The organism is Pseudomonas sp. CFBP 5748 (assembly GCF_053850495.1).
The window spans coordinates 124,316-139,767 of record NZ_JBSPTN010000014.1 but is presented as its reverse complement, the minus strand read 5'-3'; the positions used below and the strand labels follow the sequence as shown (position 1 = coordinate 139,767).

Sequence of the window (15,452 nt, the reverse complement as noted above, 5' to 3'; positions counted from 1 at the left end):
GCGTCCCCTAGGGGACTCGAACCCCTGTTACCGCCGTGAAAGGGCGGTGTCCTAGGCCACTAGACGAAGGGGACACACGTACAACATTCACTGCTTACCGCGTTTAGCTGAGTGCTTTACGCTGTAAGTGGCGCGCATTCTATGGATGGATTGGAGGGTCGTCAACCCCCAGATATAAATTTATTTAAATCAATGACTTCGCCCGGTTTGGAGGCCATTCGCAGATTTTGCTCGCCTGGTCTCTGACGTCTATATTCTGTCGCCCGCCAAGACGCTATAGTCGCGTCTGGCAAATAGTGGCAATGTGCATCTACTTAGCTGTGCTTCATATAAACAGCACGACGCCCGTCTAATCACGTCGCACGGGCCTATGCGCTTAAAAGCCAAGCCACTACACTCATAACATGCGAACCCCATTAAAGAGGTCTTACCGGTGACACCACTCATGATCACCCTGCTCGTCGTAGCCGGGATCGCACTGTTGATTGCCATTGGCTACATGAACCATGTGGTGGAAAACAATAAGCTGGAAAAGGCCCGCACCAAGGTTGAACTCAACGACCGCATGCGTCGCTGTGGCGAACTCACGGAAACCTTTCCGGGGCAGTTGATGACCCCGGCCCTGAAATTGCTGATGACGCGCCTTGAGATGAACGTCTGCCAGCGCTTGCTGAACCTGGAGAAAACCAATAACGCGGTCAAGGCGCGCCTTGATGAACTGAACGCATTAGCCGCCCAAGGTGAATCGATCCCGGTAAACAATCCACCAGCACCGATCCTGACCGAGGCCAAGGCCAAGGATGTGCGGTTTCTGCTCGAGGCTTTGCATGGTCAGATCACCCGCGCCGCCCAGGACGGTTTTCTGCCAGCCAACGAAGCCAAGCGCTGGATCCGCGAAGTACGGCACATCCTCGTCCTGTTGCACATCGAGTTCTTCAACAACCTCGGTCAACAAGCCTTGCAGCAAGAGCAACCAGGCCAGGCCCGCCTGGCATTCGAACGCGGCGTGCAATACTTGCGCAAACAACAGGAACCGCAGGTCTACGCCGAGCAACTGGCCTACCTGGAGAAACTCCTGGGCCGGGCCAATGCCATGGTCCTGGCCAGCACCCAGCCCGTCGAAGGCGAAGTCAACCAGTTGACCGAAGGCTTGAAGGATGACGAAATAAACGACGAGTGGAAGAAGAAGAAGGTTTACGACTGAAATGTGGCGAGGGAACTTGCTCCCGCCAAGCTGTGTAGGAGCTGTCGAGTGCAACAAGGCTGCGGTCTTTCTCCAAACGCTTGAGTCCCAAGCGAAAGATCAAAACATCGCAGCCTTCAGTAGCGCCTACACAGCCCAACGGGAGCAAGCGCTCATGGAACAAATCACAACCTGAAATGCCCCACCATCCCCTTCAGCTTAACGCCCAACTGTGCCAGTTCAATGCTGGACGCGGCATTGCCCTGCATCGCCAGGGAGGATTGATCGGCGCTGGCCCGAATACTGGTGACGCTGCGGTTGATCTCCTCGGCCACTGAACTCTGCTGCTCGGCCGCAGCCGCGATCTGCTGGTTCATCTGTTGGATCAACGACACAGCAGCAGCAATGCTTCCCAGGGCGCTTTCAGTCTGCAGTGCATCGCTGACCGCCATTTTCACTAGCTCGCCACTGCTCTGGATCTGCTGCACGGAGGTGTGGGCCGCTGAGCGCAAGGCGCTGACCAACCGCTCGATTTCCTCGGTGGACTGTTGCGTGCGCCTGGCCAGGGCCCGCACCTCATCGGCCACCACTGCAAAGCCCCTGCCCTGCTCACCGGCCCGAGCAGCCTCAATGGCGGCATTGAGCGCCAGCAAGTTGGTTTGCTCGGCAACGCTCTTGATCACACTCAATACCGTACCGATGTTCTGGATCTCCGCGCTGAGGCTTTCAATGCTGGTGCTGGCCGAAGTGGCCGAATCGGCCAGTTGCTCGATACGCACCATGCTCTGACGCACCACCTGTTGGCCGCTCTCGACTTTATCGTCGGCGGTCTGGGCCGCTTGAGCCGCTTCTTCGGCATTGCGCGCCACGTCGTGGACGGTGGCGGTCATCTGGTTCATGGCCGTGGCGACCTGCTCGGTTTCCTCTTTCTGGCTGCTGACCTCCAGGTTGGTCTGCTCCGTCACGGTCGACAGCGATTGGGCGGAGTTGGCCAACTGCTCGATACCGGCCTGCAAGCCACTGACGATACTGCTCAGGCCGGCCCCCATCTGTTGCATGGCCAGCATCAACTGACCAATTTCGTCGCGGCGCGTCACTTCGACCGTAGCGCTCAAGTCACCCGCCGCAATCTGCTGGGCGACACGAATGACGCTGCGCAGCGGTGCAACGATCAACCGGGTAATGACCCAGGCCGCGATCAAGCCCACCAACAGTGCCAGGGCCGACGAACCGATGATCAGCAGCGAGTTCTTTTTCAGTTCGGTCCGCATCGCACCGTCTTCGGCGCTGTAGGCCTGGTCTACCCGCTCCACGACTTGGGCGGCCCGCTCGTGCAGTTGTTGGTAGACGATTTTTTCCTTGGCCAACAGCCCGGTGTATTCGGCCAGTTGCTGGTTGAACCCGGCGATGTGCCCGGCCACTTCGTTAAGCACGGTCTGGTAACCCGGGTCCTTGATGACGGCCTTGAGCGCTTCAGCCTGTTTCATGGCCTGCTCGGCCTGTTCAATATTGCCTTGCCCGGCCGCCTCATCACTGCCTTTGCGACTCTGGTCCAGACGGACCCGCGCTTCGTTCATGGCCTGCAGCATCAACCGCGACACTTCGCTGATCTGGTTGGCCTGCTCGATGAACTCAGCGCCCTCCTTGCCTTCGGTGTCTTTCAAGGTATAGGCGCCATCGTCCGCCAACCCCGCCTGTAGCACATCCAGGTTATTGGCGACGCTGGACACCGACCAACTGGCCATTTCCAGCGCCAGGTCCTTGCTCTGGCTCAAGCTGACAAACTCGTCGAACGCTTTGCGATAAGCCGCCAGCGCCTGCTCGACGTCGCTCATCACCGGGCCATTGGCCGCCGACTGCGCCTTGAGCACGTTCGCCAGGACAATCAGCCCGTCGACGCCCTGGCGCAGGGCGTCGGCCGTCTTAGCGTCGGAGCGCAGGGCGTAGTCCTGCTCAAGCAGGCGGACCTTGAGTAGCTCGCTGTTAAGGGCGGACATCTGTTTGAGCCCCTCGAAGCGATGGCTGATGGTCTGCAGGGACCAGACTCCGATAGCCGCCACCACAGCAGTGAGCAGTAATACCAGGACGAACCCGATACCCAGTTTTTTTGCCATACCGAGGTTGGCAAAACGTCCTTGCACGGCCGAAATCATTGCGCTCAGTCCTCTGCCAGTGTGTGTTGATTGCAGATTCGCAACGAGACGCCCCGCAACACAAGATGCTGGCGTCGGAATAATGGCAAAAAGCTACAGCCGCGTCGTTTTCAGGACACTCAAGGTCGATCCAAGGCCGCGGCCCGGAAAAATGCTTGTGCCCTGGGGTCCAATGCGTAGGCCACGTTGATCCGCAACCAGTCACTGTCGGCACCCGAAGGGCTGAAGGCCGTTCGCGAAGACAGCGATACGCCAAACCGCTTGGCCAAGCGTTGTAGTCCAGCGTAGTCACACAATGGCGGACGTGCCCAGATGAACAGCCCACCGACCGGTTTGCCAAAGACTTCCCAGTCGGCGTCTTCCAGCACCTGCAACACCGCCGCCCGATCGGCATTGAGACGTTGGCGCTGGCGCTGGACCAGCTTGCGATAGGCACCGTTGGCCAGCAGGCTGGCGAGCACCGACTCACAAAACCGCGATCCGCCCATGCTGGTAATGCCCTTGACCTCGCTGAGGCGCGCGATGACGGATGGCCCGGCCGCCACGAAACCGACTCGCAACGAGCTGCTCAGGGTTTTCGAGAAGCTGCCAACGTAGACCACGTCGGCGTCCAGCGCCGCCAGCCGGGTCCGCGCCGAACCCTGGAAATCGGCATAGACATCGTCTTCGATCACCAGCATGGCGTGTTTTTTTGTCAGTTGCAGCAGCCGCTGGGCCACGGCCGGGACCAGGCTGCTGCCGGTCGGGTTATGGCAGGCGCTGTTGACGAACAGGGCACTGGGCCGATGAGTTGCCAGGAGGGTTTGCAGTGCATCGACGTCCGGGCCGCGCGGGGTCCTGGGCAGTTCGATCATGTCGATCTTATGCAGCCTGAGCAGCTCGAACAGTTTCGAATAACCGGGGCTTTCCACGACGACGCAGCTCCCCGGCTGCAACAGTGTCCGCACGATCAGGTCCAGCCCGTGGGTGGCTCCGGTCGTGGTCATGATCAGGTTCTTATCGGCTTCGATATTGAGCAGCTTCAGGCGCCGGGACAGTTGCTCGCGCAAGGCGGGCAACCCCAACGGCGTACTGTAGTTGAACAGCCCCGCCATATCGGTGCGGGTAACCTGGCGGATCGCATAGCCCAGGTCATCGCTTTCACGCCAGCTCTCGGGAAGCCCGCCACACCCCAACTTCAACGCCCATTGCGAACTGCCGGGCAAATGCCCCTGGATCGGTGGCGCACCTTGCGGCCGATTTTCGTCGAGGGTGTCAGGTGACGGGGCGACAAAAAAACGAGAGCCGTGACGGGACGCCAACAGCCCTTGGGCAACCAGGCGTTCGCACGCTTCGCTGACACAGGACTGGCTGAGCAGATTCTCCCGCGCCAGTTGCCGGATGGATGGCAAGCGAGTGCCCGGTTGCACCGCATCCTGTCGGATCCAGCCCGCCAGCCCGTCGACAATCTGCTGCACGACGGGCACCAGGGCCTGTCGGTCGATTCTCAATTCCATGAGTAACCAAGCTCCTAAGCGTTTGTTTTATTTCCGGAAACAGTTAAGCACAGGCCGCCACCTGACGATGTACGACAACAGCCTCAAAACCGCTGATTCTCACTCCTTGAAACACATTGTCGGTCCCTTCCCAGGACTTTTCCGCCGCCCAAGAAAAAGCCCGCAACCAGTGCGGGCTTTTCCTACAAACTCAGCAGACGGTCCTCAGAAAGCCGTGACACCGCCGTCCACCGCCAGGGAATGACCCGTGGTGAATGCCGCTCCATCGCTGCACAAGTACAGCACAGCACTGGCGATCTCCTCGACCTTGCCAATACGACCCACTGGGTGCATGGCGTTGGCGAACTCACCCTTTTTCGGATCCGCCTCATAGGCACGACGGAACATGTCGGTGTCGATCACCGCCGGGCAGACCGCATTCACGCGGATTTTCTTCTTGGCATACTCGATGGCCGCCGACTTGGTCAGGCCGATCACAGCGTGCTTGGAGGCCGCATAGATGCTCATCTTCGGCGCCGCCCCCAGGCCGGCCACCGAAGCCGTGTTGACGATGGCCCCGCCGCCTTGGGCCAGCAGCAATGGTAATTGGTATTTCATGCACAGCCAGACGCCCTTCACATTGACGCCCATGATCGCGTCGAACTCATCGAGGGTGCCATCGGCCAGCTTGCCCTTCTCGATCTCGATCCCGGCGTTGTTGAAGGCGTAATCGAGGCGACCGTAGGTATTGATCACTTCGTTCATCAGGTTCTGCACGTCGTTTTCCAGCGTCACGTTGCAGCGCACGAACACCGCCTCGCCGCCCGCCTCTCGAATCGACTGCACCGTGCCCTCGCCGCCCGTCACGTCCAGGTCGGCCACCACCACTTTCAGGCCCTCTGCCGCGAACGCCTGGGCAGTGGCGCGGCCAATGCCCGCGGCTGCGCCCGTTACCACGGCGACCTGTCCAGAAAACGTCATGCTCATTGTCAGTTCCTCGAAGAATGCGGGGGATGACGCCAGTCTAGCCACAGGTCTCGATGACGCGGCAGCACTATCCAATTGCCGTTTGAGCATTCATGGGCGCCAGTGATAAAGCGCCTGGCCGGACTATCACTGTGTTGGATCGAAGTGCATTCGCTGCATCAGCAAACCTTGCGGCAAAGGCTTCGAAGGTCTATCAACAAGGCTTCATTCATCTTGAGTGCCAGCCATGACTGCCCAGACCAATCGCCAGTTCCTGCTCGCCAAACGCCCGGTGGGCGCCGCGACCCGCGAGACTTTCACTTATCAACAAGTACCGGTCGGCGAACCGGCAGCCGGTCAGATCCTGGTGAAGAACGAGTATTTGTCCCTGGACCCGGCCATGCGCGGCTGGATGAACGAAGGCAAGTCCTACATTCCACCAGTGGGCATCGGTGAAGTGATGCGCGCATTGGGTGTAGGCCAGGTGATTGCATCGAACAACCCGGGGTTCGCCGTCGGGGACTACGTCAACGGTGCGTTGGGCGTGCAGGATTATTTCCTCGGCGAGCCGAGAGGTTTCTACAAGGTCGATCCGAAACTGGCGCCGCTACCCCGTTATTTGTCCGCGCTGGGCATGACCGGCATGACTGCCTATTTCGCCCTGCTGGACGTTGGCGCGCCCAAGGCCGGCGAGACCGTGGTGCTGTCGGGTGCCGCCGGTGCGGTGGGCAGCATTGCCGGGCAGATCGCCAAGATCAAAGGCTGCCGCGTGGTAGGCATCGCCGGTGGGGCCGACAAATGCAAGTTCCTGATCGATGAACTGGGCTTCGACGGCGCCATCGACTACAAGAGCGAAGACGTCCATGCCGGCCTCAAGCGCGAATGCCCCAAAGGCGTGGATGTGTATTTCGATAACGTCGGTGGCGACATTCTGGACGCAGTGCTCAGCCGCCTGAATCTCAAGGCCCGCGTGGTGATTTGCGGCGCCATCAGCCAGTACAACAACAAGGAAGCGGTGAAGGGCCCCGCCAACTACCTGTCGCTGCTGGTCAACCGAGCGCGCATGGAAGGTTTCGTGGTCATGGACTATGCCGCGCAATTCGCCGCCGCCGGGCAGGAAATGGCCGGCTGGATGGCCAAGGGGCAACTCAAGAGCAAGGAAGATATCGTCGAAGGGCTGGAGACGTTCCCCGAGACGCTGACCAAATTGTTCAGTGGGGAGAATTTCGGGAAGTTGGTACTTAAGGTCTAGTCACAAAACACCTGTGGGAGCGGGCTTGCTCGAAGGCGGTGAGTCAGCTGGCATACATGACGCCTGACACTCCGTCTTCGCGAGCAAGCCCGCTCCCACAAGGGGAACCTCAGAGGTTGATCAGGCCAGTTCGGCCACGACCGACGCCAACGCCTTGGCCGGATCCGCTGCCTGGCTGATCGGACGGCCGATCACCAGGTAATCGGAGCCAGCGTCCAGCGCCTGGCGCGGGGTCAGGATGCGGCGTTGATCGTCCTGGGCACTGCCCGCTGGACGAATCCCCGGGGTCACCAGTTGCAGCGACGGATGGGCCGCTTTCAAGGCGCTGGCTTCCAGGGCCGAACAGACCAGACCGTCCAGGCCGGCCTTCTGCGCCAGCGCCGCGAGCCGCAGCACCTGCTCCTGAGGCTCGATGTCCAGGCCGATCCCGGCCAGGTCCTCGCGCTCCATGCTGGTCAGCACGGTCACGCCGATCAGCAGGGGTTTGGGGCCGCTACGCTGATCCAGCACGTCACGACAGGCTGCCATCATGCGCAGGCCACCGGAGCAGTGCACGTTGACCATCCACACGCCCATCTCCGCGGCAGCCTTGACGGCCATGGCGGTGGTGTTGGGGATATCGTGGAATTTCAGATCCAGGAATACTTCAAAACCCTTGTCACGCAGGGTACCGACGATTTCCGAGGCACAGCTGGTGAACAGCTCCTTGCCGACTTTGACCCGGCAGAGCTTGGGGTCCAACTGGTCGGCCAGCTTCAGGGCGGCGTCACGGGTAGGGAAATCCAGGGCGACGATAATGGGCGTCTGGCAGGCGGACATGAGCGGGCTCTCAGGCAAGTCGAAATCGGCGCGCATTGTAGCGGAACCAGCGCCGGTGCGGGACCCGATGATCGGTAAATCATCATCGCGTCCAGAGCAGCATGGACGATGCCGGCCTTTGTGTCGAAGCCGATACACTCATGACATGCGTGCAACATGCCGGCACGCTACCGTCTGGCGCCGCACCCCGTCCTTTCAGCGCTTCACGCCTCGCGGCACGACGCCTATGCTGAAGCCTCAACCTCGCCGCCTTCTTTGCGGTTGGCAGCCTACCTGGCAGATGATGCATCCATGCAGAACACCCCTGTTGCAAATTCTGACGATCAAAAAGCGCCCGACGATGACAAGCGCTGGAGCACCCGCGCGCTGATCGTCGACGACGACGTGCCGATTCGCGAGCTGCTGATCGATTACCTGGCCCGTTTCAGCATCCGCGCCAGCGGCGTGACCGATGGCGCGGCCATGCGCCTGGCAATGCAGGCCGAGCATTTCGACGTGGTCGTGCTCGACCTGATGCTGCCGGGGGAAGATGGCTTGCAACTGTGCCGCTGGCTGCGCGCCGAATCGGACATCCCGATCCTGATGCTCACCGCCCGGTGCGAACCCACCGACCGCATCATCGGCCTGGAACTGGGTGCCGATGACTACATGGCCAAGCCCTTCGAACCTAGGGAGCTGGTGGCGCGGATCCAGACGATCCTGCGCCGGGTGCGTGACGACCGCACCGAACAGCGAGCCAATATTCGCTTCGATAACTGGCGGCTCAACAGCGTGCTGCGCCAACTGATATCCGCCGACGGGCTGGTGGTGCCGCTGTCCAACGCCGAATTCCGCCTGTTGTGGGTCTTCATCGAACGGCCGCGCCGGGTACTCAGCCGCGAGCAACTGCTGGACGCCGCCCGTGGACGCTCCATCGAGGCGTTCGACCGCAGCATCGATCTGCTGGTCTCGCGCCTGCGCCAGAAGCTGGGCGACGACCCGAAGGCGCCGCAACTGATCAAGACCGTTCGCGGTGAAGGCTACCTGTTCGACGCTCGGGACATCGGCTGATGCGCTTGCGCCTCGACTCCCTGTTCGGCCGTCTGTTTGGCGTGCTGTTGCTGGCGATCGTCCTGGCGCATCTGTTGGCGTTTGCCTGGTTTGCTCACTACGACAGGCCACCACCGCCCGGGCCACCGCCGGAATTTTCCCGACAAACCGAAGGGCGACCAGCCTTCGGTCCGCCACCCAACCGACCTGCGCGCCCCTGGTTCGGCGGCCCGGTGGTGCCGCTGACGTTCCAGTTCGTGTGCCTGATCGTGGCCGCCTGGTACGGTGCGAAATTGCTGACCCGGCCGATCCAGCGCCTGAGCGAGGCCGCCGAGCGCCTGAGCGAGAACCTCGACAGCCCGCCACTGGAAGAAACCGGCCCCCGGGAAGCGCGGCAGGCGGCCCATACGTTCAACCTGATGCAGCAACGGATTCGCGAACAGGTGCAGCAGCGCTCACGCATGCTCGGCGCGGTGTCCCATGACCTGCGCACTCCACTGTCGCGACTCAAGCTGCGCCTGGAGCAGATCGATGACCTCAAGCTGCAAGGCCAGATGCGCCAGGATTTGAACGACATGATCGGCATGCTCGACGCGACCCTCACCTACCTGCACGAACAGCGCACCAGCGAAGCCCTGCAATGGATGGACGTGCAGGCGTTGGTGGAATCGCTGAGCGAAAACGCCCAGGACCAGGGCGCCGATGTGCAGGCCAGCGGCTCCTGTGCGCCGCTGCAGGTGCAGCCGATGGCACTGCGCTCGTGCCTCAACAACCTCATGGACAACGCCCTGCGTTATGCCGGTCACGCCTTGATTACCCTGGAAGACCAGCCTCACCAGTTACTGATCCGGGTCATCGACCACGGCCCGGGTATTGCGGCGGACAAACGCGAGACAGTATTCGAACCCTTCTATCGCCTGGAAGGCTCGCGCAACCGCAATTCCGGCGGCGTCGGCCTGGGCATGACCATCGCCCGGGAAGCCGCAGAACGCCTCGGCGGGCAGTTGAGCCTGGAAGAAACGCCGGGGGGTGGGTTGACGGCCGTCATCCGTTTGCCCCGCGCCTGAAACAACCTCAATCCCATGTGGGAGCCCGCCGGGGGCTGAGTTTGTACACCCACCGGTACAAACTCCACACACCCACGACAACTGCCCCGCCGACGCTGCATAAGCCGGTGCACCCACCGGCATTCCAGCCCAAGGAGAGCGCCCATGATCGGTAGCGTCAGCAGTTACTCGCCCTACACCAGCACCAGCAGTACCGCGACCAGCAGTGCCCGCAGCCAGCAGTTTCAAAAGGAGCTGCTCAGCAAGCTCGACAGCAGCGGCGACGGTTCGGTTGATCAGGACGAATTGAGCACCGCCCTGTCGCAGAAGAGCGACGACGGTATCCTGGTCAGCCTGAGCGACAATTTCAGCGACCTGGACAGTGACGGCAGCGGTGACTTGAGTAGCGAGGAAATGGCCGCGATGGCCCCTCCACCTCCACCTCCACGGAACCAGGCGCCGGATACCGAACTGGCCGAGGCGCTGCTCAGCACCTTGGACGCCGACGGTGATGGCACGATCAGCAGCGATGAATTGAGCAGCGGCCTGGCCAGTGCTGGCAGCGATGCCGACAGTCAGCAAGTGTTCTCGGCGCTGGACAAGAATGAAGACGGTACCGTCAGCGCCGACGAACTCGCCGCCAGCCTCGCCCCACCGCCTCCACCACCGCAACAGGCCTCCAGCGAAGAGCTGTTCAGCCAGCTCGACAGCGATGGCGACGGCAGTGTTACCGCCAGCGAACTGACCAGCGCCCTGCAGGCCAGCGACAGCACCGCCACGAGCACCGACACCAGCGCAATGCTGATCAAAGCACTCGACAGCGACAGCAGCGGCGGGGTCGACAGCGACGAGTTCAACAGCACCTTGCAGGCCGGACGCAGCAGCGACAGTTCCACCGCCCAGGCCAATGGCAGCGAAGCGTTGAACAGGATGATCGCCAACCTCAGCCGGCAATACTCGCTGGATAACGTCGCGACCGTGGGGAAACACCTGAACGTGGCGACTTGATTCACCGGGGCTGCACTCGTAGGAGCTGCCGAAGGCTGCGATCTTTTGATCTTTCGCTTGGATTCAAGGGTCTGGGGAAAGATCGCAGCCTCGTTGCACTCGACAGCTCCTACACAGCTCCTACGCCCCCAGCGGGAGCAAGCTCCCTCGCCACAGGTGCTCGGCATTCACACTATCGTGCCTGGCTCTTGCTCCAATCCGTCAGCAAACTGTACGCCACCGCCAGCAAGGTCGGACCGATGAACAGGCCGATGAAACCGAAGGCGATCAAGCCGCCGAACACCCCCAGCAGCACGATCACCAATGGCAGGTTTCCGCCACGGCTGATCAGGTAGGGTTTGAGCACGTTGTCCACGCCGCTGATGATGAAGGTGCCCCAGATACCGAGGAACACCGCCATCCCATATTCACCCTTCCACGCCAGCCAGGCCGTGGCGGGGATCCAGACCAGCGGCGGCCCCATGGGAATCAGGCTGAGCAGGAAAGTGACGATACCCAGCACCAGCGCCCCCGGGACCCCGGCGATCAGGAAGCCGATCAGTGCCAGCACGGCCTGGGCCGCCGCAGTACCGATCACACCGTTGACCACCCGTTGCACCGTTCCGGCCACCAGTTCGATGTAATAGCCGGCACGGTCGCCGATCAGGCGCTCCAGCAGTCCATGGACGAACACCGCCAATCGTGGGCCGTCGCGATAGAAAAAGAACACGAACACAATGCTCAGGGTCAGTTCGAGAATCCCACCGCCGATCTGCGCGCTGCGGGCCAGCAGCCAGTTGCCGACCTGCCCCAGGTAGGGTCTGATGGACACCATCATTGCCGCACCCTGCTGGTCGATGCTGTTCCAGATACCCACCAACCGCCCGCCCACCAGCGGCACGCCGGCCAGCCAGGTCGGGGCTTCGGGCAGACCGTCAACCTGCACGTCCTTGATGAACGCCGTGGCATCGCGCACATGATCGGCCAGGTTGAACCCCAGCCACACCAGCGGTACCGCCACCAACAGCATCCAGCCCAACGTCAGCAACGCCGCCGCCAGGGATTCGCGGCCATTGAGCCAGCGGGTCAGCAGGCGCATCAGCGGCCAGCTGGCGAACGCCAGCACCGCGCCCCAGAACAGCGCCGACCAGAACGGCGCCATCACCCAGAGGCTTGCGCCGAACAACACCAGGAGCAGGATCTGCACCAACAGCCGATCGTTATTGAGCATGTAAGGTCTCGAAAATGGACAGGGCCAGGGTCACGGCGTGAAGCCCGTCACCCGCAACAGCTTATCGCAGCAACTCAAGGTGCAGGCCCGCCACATCGCCACGGGCAGCTTCCATCCGCGCCGCCCGGACACCCTGGTCAATCAGCGCCTGGCGCCAGGTCTCGGCCTGCGGACCGGCGATACTGACCCGCAGGCCCGTGTCCAGGTTCAGCGCCCGGGACAGCAGGCGTAGCCAGGTGTCATCCGGCTCACCGGCAAGACGCGGCAAGTCCAGCACCCCGGTGTCCTTGAGTTGGCGCAGCAGCGTGGCCGAGGTCGGCAGCAACTCGCCCAGTGCTGCGCTCGACTCGAACTGCTCGACATGCAGGTAGGCCTTGCGGTTACCGCGCGTGATGCCGTACAGCGCAATCAATGTGTTGTCCGCCGGTGGCGCCAGGCGCAACAGCAGATAGGCCTGACCATTGTCGGCACCGTAGAGCTTGGAATTGCCGAATACTTCGTTGGCCCACAGGCTGCTTTCACCGCAATCGCGGGCCTGGCACCAGAACAACAGCTCGGCGCCCTGCTTCTGCAACGCTTCGCGAGCGGCGGTAAAGGCTTGGGTGGCGGAATGTTCCGGCGGCAGCTCGTAAGTGACCGACGTGACATTGCCACGGGCCTCGACCTGGCCGTCGAAGCGCAACTGGCCGCTGATCCTACGGATCGAGCCCATGGGGTAGACGCGCTCCAGGTCGCTGGTTTGCCGGTAATCGACGATCTGCGCATCGGGCAGGCGTGGCACACGCTCCAGATCGTGACTGCCGGGCACATCGACGGCGAACGACGCCGGGCTGAAGCAACCCAGCGCCAGCAGGGCGAGTGAATGAACGGATAATTTCATCGGATCGGCATGGCCTGAGTCACTTGGACGAAACAGGCGTCGTCGATGCGCCGCGTGGCGGGTAAACAGAGATCTGTCATGGTTGTCTCCCTTTCAACCCGCCCAGCCTCGACAGTTGCCCGGCGCAAGTCAAGAAACGGTGAAGAACCGATTGAAACAGTCTGCTACAAGCGCGGCACCGTCCTCGTCGTTCAGGTGCAAATGATGGCCGCCCGGCAACTGCTCATGACTGAAGGGTAGACGCTCCAGCAGTTCAGGGTGCTGGGCAAGCATGCCGTCGGCCGCCACCACCAGGTGCGCAGGACAAGCGACCCGCGCGACGAAGGCCATGGCCTGCTCATCGGTCAGGCGCAGCGGCGATGGCAAGGTCAGGCGGTTGTCGGTACGCCAGGTGTAACCTCCCGGCACCGGCATCAGGCCACGTTGGGCCAGCAACTCGGCGGCCTCGCGGCTGACCGCCACCAGTCCTTTCATGCGCGCTTCGATGGCCCGATCGAGGGTTTTGTAGACCGGTTTGCGTTTTTGCTGCAAATCCAGCTGCGCTTGCAGGGCCATGCCCATGCGTTCGGCGGCGTTATCGCCTTTGGCGGTCGGAGGAATCACCCCGTCGATCAGGCCCAAGTGCGTTACGCGTTCTGGCAACGAGCCGGCCAGCACCAGCGAGACAATGGCGCCCATGGAGTGCCCCAACAGGGCGAAACGCTTCAAGCCCAGTTGTTCGGCGACTTGCAGCACGTCATGGGCATAGTCCCACAGGGCGTAACCGGCTCCGGGCGGCCGATGCCCGGAGTGACCGTGGCCGGCCATGTCCAGGGCAATCACCCGCAGGCCTGCAAGCCTTGGGGCCAGCCGGGCGAAGCTGTTGGCGTTGTCCAGCCAGCCATGCAGGGCGATCACTGGCCGGCCCTCTTCCGGGCCGAACAGATGGGCCGCCAGTTCGATGTGGGGCAAGCTCAGGCGGACTTCTTCGACCCCACTCATCGGCTGCGACCTTCCCAGCGCTGGAGCAAATCCTTGAGCAGATCAGCCGTGTCTTGCGGCCGCTCCAGGGGGAACATATGGCCGCCAGGCATGCTCAGGGATTCGCCCTGGGGCATGCGCCCCACCGAGCGGGTGTGATGCCCCATCACTACCCGACTTTGCCGGCCGCGCACCACCGCCAGCGGCACTTTGAGCTTACGGGTCCGTCCTGGGCTGGTGTGCGGCACGCCACGGTAGATGCTGATTTCCGTGGCCGGGTCGAAGCGCAGCCGCAACCGATCGCCAACTGGCTGCAGGCCATGTTGCAGGTAGGCGTCGAAGCAGTCCGGGTCAAACCCGCGGAACAGTGTCTTGCCGGCAAAATACGCCCGGGCCGACGCCAGGTCAGCGAACTCTTCACGCCGTCCCAGGGTCCGGCCGGCCGGGGTCAGGCGGTCGATGAAGCCCAGGCGCTTGGCGGCCAGGATCACCCATTGATCGGTGCGAGTCAGCACCGGCGAATCGAGCATGACCACGCCCCGGTACAACTGTGGGCAGCGCAGCGCCGCGTGCAGGTGCAGTACGCCGCCCAGGGAATGGCCGACGCCCCACACCGGCCCCGCCTGCTGTTCCAGGTGGTGGATGAGTTCATCCACCAGGTTGTGCCAGTTGTCGTCCACCGGGAAACGCGGATCATGGCCGTGCAATTCCAGGTGCGCGACCTCGTACTGCGGCGCCAGCGCGGCGAACAGCTTGCCGTAGGTGGCCGAGGGAAAACCATTGGCGTGGGCGAAAAACACCTGTTGCGACATGACAGCCGATCCATTGGGGAACTGGGGCTGATTGTCCGCAGAACCTGGCGGCACGGCAATGACCGTAACTGACAGGAATGATGACAGTCGGGGTTGGGCTATGGGGGGCAATGGGCAGTGAAACTGTGGCGAGGGGATTTATCTCCTCGCCACAAAGGCCCTCTCCTGCCCCGAAAAGTTAACGAGTTTCAACGCGCCGGCGGTTGCTCGCCCAGCGGCACCACGGCCATGGTCAGGCGCGACACACAGTTGACCTTGCCCTCGTCGTTGGTCAGGCGGATGTCCCAGACCTGGGTGGTGCGCCCCAGGTGCACCATCCGCGCCGTAGCCGTCACGCGACCACTGCGCACGCCGCGCAGGTGGTTGGCATTGATTTCCAGCCCCACGCAATAGAACTTGCTGGCGTCCACACACAGATAGGCGGCCATCGACCCGACCGTTTCAGCCAGCACCACCGACGCACCGCCATGCAGCAGGCCAAATGGTTGGTGAGTACGGTGATCGACGACCATGCTGGCGGTCAGGGATTCGTCGTCGAAAGACTCGAACCGAATGTCCAGCACTTCGCTGATGGTGTTCTTCCCGGCGGCGTTCAGTTGCTCGATGTTGGGGGGGGTGCGCCACAGACTCATCGTTGCCCTTCCTTTGTGATTTTCAGG

At 62.2% G+C, this 15,452-nt stretch carries 14 protein-coding genes, 1 tRNA gene and 1 pseudogene; 5 read left to right on the top strand and 11 right to left on the bottom strand.

What is annotated here, in order from left to right; genetic code table 11:
- Window position 1 precedes the first annotated feature (1 nt).
- A tRNA-Glu gene (locus ACWNZ1_RS25465) sits at window positions 2-74 on the bottom strand.
- A 371-nt stretch (window positions 75-445) separates the two neighbouring features.
- Between ACWNZ1_RS25465 and ACWNZ1_RS25460 the strand changes: the two genes are divergently transcribed.
- The gene (locus ACWNZ1_RS25460) at window positions 446-1,204 is read left to right on the top strand and encodes a hypothetical protein (RefSeq protein ID WP_135846516.1); all 759 of its coding nucleotides are present in this window, start codon (window positions 446-448) and stop codon (window positions 1,202-1,204) included.
- Window positions 1,205-1,368: 164 nt separating this feature from the next.
- Here the strand turns inward: ACWNZ1_RS25460 and ACWNZ1_RS25455 are convergent, their stop codons facing one another.
- The 4 genes and pseudogenes from ACWNZ1_RS25455 to ACWNZ1_RS25440 form a co-directional block, all read right to left on the bottom strand.
- Window positions 1,369-2,232 (bottom strand): methyl-accepting chemotaxis protein, encoded by an 864-nt coding sequence (locus tag ACWNZ1_RS25455; RefSeq protein ID WP_456027952.1) that lies wholly within the window; start codon window positions 2,230-2,232, stop codon window positions 1,369-1,371.
- A pseudogene (locus ACWNZ1_RS25450) lies at window positions 2,230-2,454 on the bottom strand (HAMP domain-containing protein); the annotation flags it as partial. The gene ACWNZ1_RS25455 and the pseudogene ACWNZ1_RS25450, both read right to left, overlap by 3 nt.
- 1,001 nt (window positions 2,455-3,455) lie before the next feature.
- Window positions 3,456-4,832: an aminotransferase-like domain-containing protein gene (locus tag ACWNZ1_RS25445; RefSeq protein WP_265072301.1), complete on the bottom strand. Its 1,377-nt coding sequence runs from the start codon at window positions 4,830-4,832 to the stop codon at window positions 3,456-3,458.
- Between the two features lie 204 nt (window positions 4,833-5,036).
- Complete coding sequence (locus ACWNZ1_RS25440) at window positions 5,037-5,798, bottom strand: SDR family oxidoreductase (RefSeq protein WP_135846519.1); 762 nt, start codon at window positions 5,796-5,798, stop codon at window positions 5,037-5,039.
- 226 nt (window positions 5,799-6,024) lie between these two features.
- Between ACWNZ1_RS25440 and ACWNZ1_RS25435 the strand changes: the two genes are divergently transcribed.
- On the top strand, window positions 6,025-7,029 hold the full coding sequence (locus ACWNZ1_RS25435) for an NADP-dependent oxidoreductase (RefSeq protein ID WP_135846520.1): 1,005 nt from the start codon (window positions 6,025-6,027) through the stop codon (window positions 7,027-7,029).
- 120 nt (window positions 7,030-7,149) lie between these two features.
- Here ACWNZ1_RS25435 and pyrF read toward each other — a convergent pair whose 3' ends face one another.
- A complete protein-coding gene (gene pyrF / locus ACWNZ1_RS25430; protein WP_178084273.1) occupies window positions 7,150-7,848 on the bottom strand; it encodes an orotidine-5'-phosphate decarboxylase in 699 nt (232 codons plus the stop codon).
- A 291-nt stretch (window positions 7,849-8,139) separates the two neighbouring features.
- On the opposite strand from pyrF, the gene ACWNZ1_RS25425 reads away from it, so the two are divergent.
- The 3 genes from ACWNZ1_RS25425 (at window position 8,140) to xopAW (ending at window position 10,931) form a co-directional block, all read left to right on the top strand.
- Complete coding sequence (locus tag ACWNZ1_RS25425; protein ID WP_135846522.1) at window positions 8,140-8,898, top strand: response regulator; 759 nt, start codon at window positions 8,140-8,142, stop codon at window positions 8,896-8,898.
- Window positions 8,898-9,944 carry a sensor histidine kinase gene (locus tag ACWNZ1_RS25420; protein ID WP_256453552.1) on the top strand — a complete coding sequence of 349 codons (1,047 nt, stop codon included), beginning with the start codon at window positions 8,898-8,900 and terminating at the stop codon, window positions 9,942-9,944. Before ACWNZ1_RS25425 ends, ACWNZ1_RS25420 begins: the two co-directional genes overlap by 1 nt.
- 144 nt (window positions 9,945-10,088) lie before the next feature.
- Window positions 10,089-10,931: a XopAW family type III secretion system calcium-binding effector gene (gene xopAW / locus ACWNZ1_RS25415; protein WP_135846524.1), complete on the top strand. Its 843-nt coding sequence runs from the start codon at window positions 10,089-10,091 to the stop codon at window positions 10,929-10,931.
- 172 nt (window positions 10,932-11,103) lie between these two features.
- On the opposite strand, the gene ACWNZ1_RS25410 is transcribed toward xopAW, so the two are convergent.
- From ACWNZ1_RS25410 to ACWNZ1_RS25390, 5 genes are all read right to left on the bottom strand, one after another.
- Window positions 11,104-12,141 carry an AI-2E family transporter gene (locus tag ACWNZ1_RS25410; RefSeq protein WP_135846525.1) on the bottom strand — a complete coding sequence of 346 codons (1,038 nt, stop codon included), beginning with the start codon at window positions 12,139-12,141 and terminating at the stop codon, window positions 11,104-11,106.
- 61 nt (window positions 12,142-12,202) lie between these two features.
- A complete protein-coding gene (locus ACWNZ1_RS25405; RefSeq protein ID WP_135846526.1) occupies window positions 12,203-13,021 on the bottom strand; it encodes a DUF4892 domain-containing protein in 819 nt (272 codons plus the stop codon).
- Window positions 13,022-13,150: 129 nt separating this feature from the next.
- Window positions 13,151-14,002, bottom strand: a complete 852-nt coding sequence (locus ACWNZ1_RS25400) for an alpha/beta hydrolase (protein WP_135846527.1) — start codon at window positions 14,000-14,002, stop codon at window positions 13,151-13,153.
- On the bottom strand, window positions 13,999-14,793 hold the full coding sequence (locus tag ACWNZ1_RS25395) for an alpha/beta fold hydrolase (protein ID WP_135846528.1): 795 nt from the start codon (window positions 14,791-14,793) through the stop codon (window positions 13,999-14,001). The genes ACWNZ1_RS25400 and ACWNZ1_RS25395 overlap by 4 nt, the downstream gene beginning before the upstream one ends.
- A gap of 188 nt (window positions 14,794-14,981) precedes the next feature.
- Entirely contained in the window at window positions 14,982-15,425 is a 444-nt protein-coding gene (locus ACWNZ1_RS25390; protein ID WP_135846529.1) for a hotdog fold thioesterase, read from the bottom strand.
- Window positions 15,426-15,452: the final 27 nt, after the last annotated feature.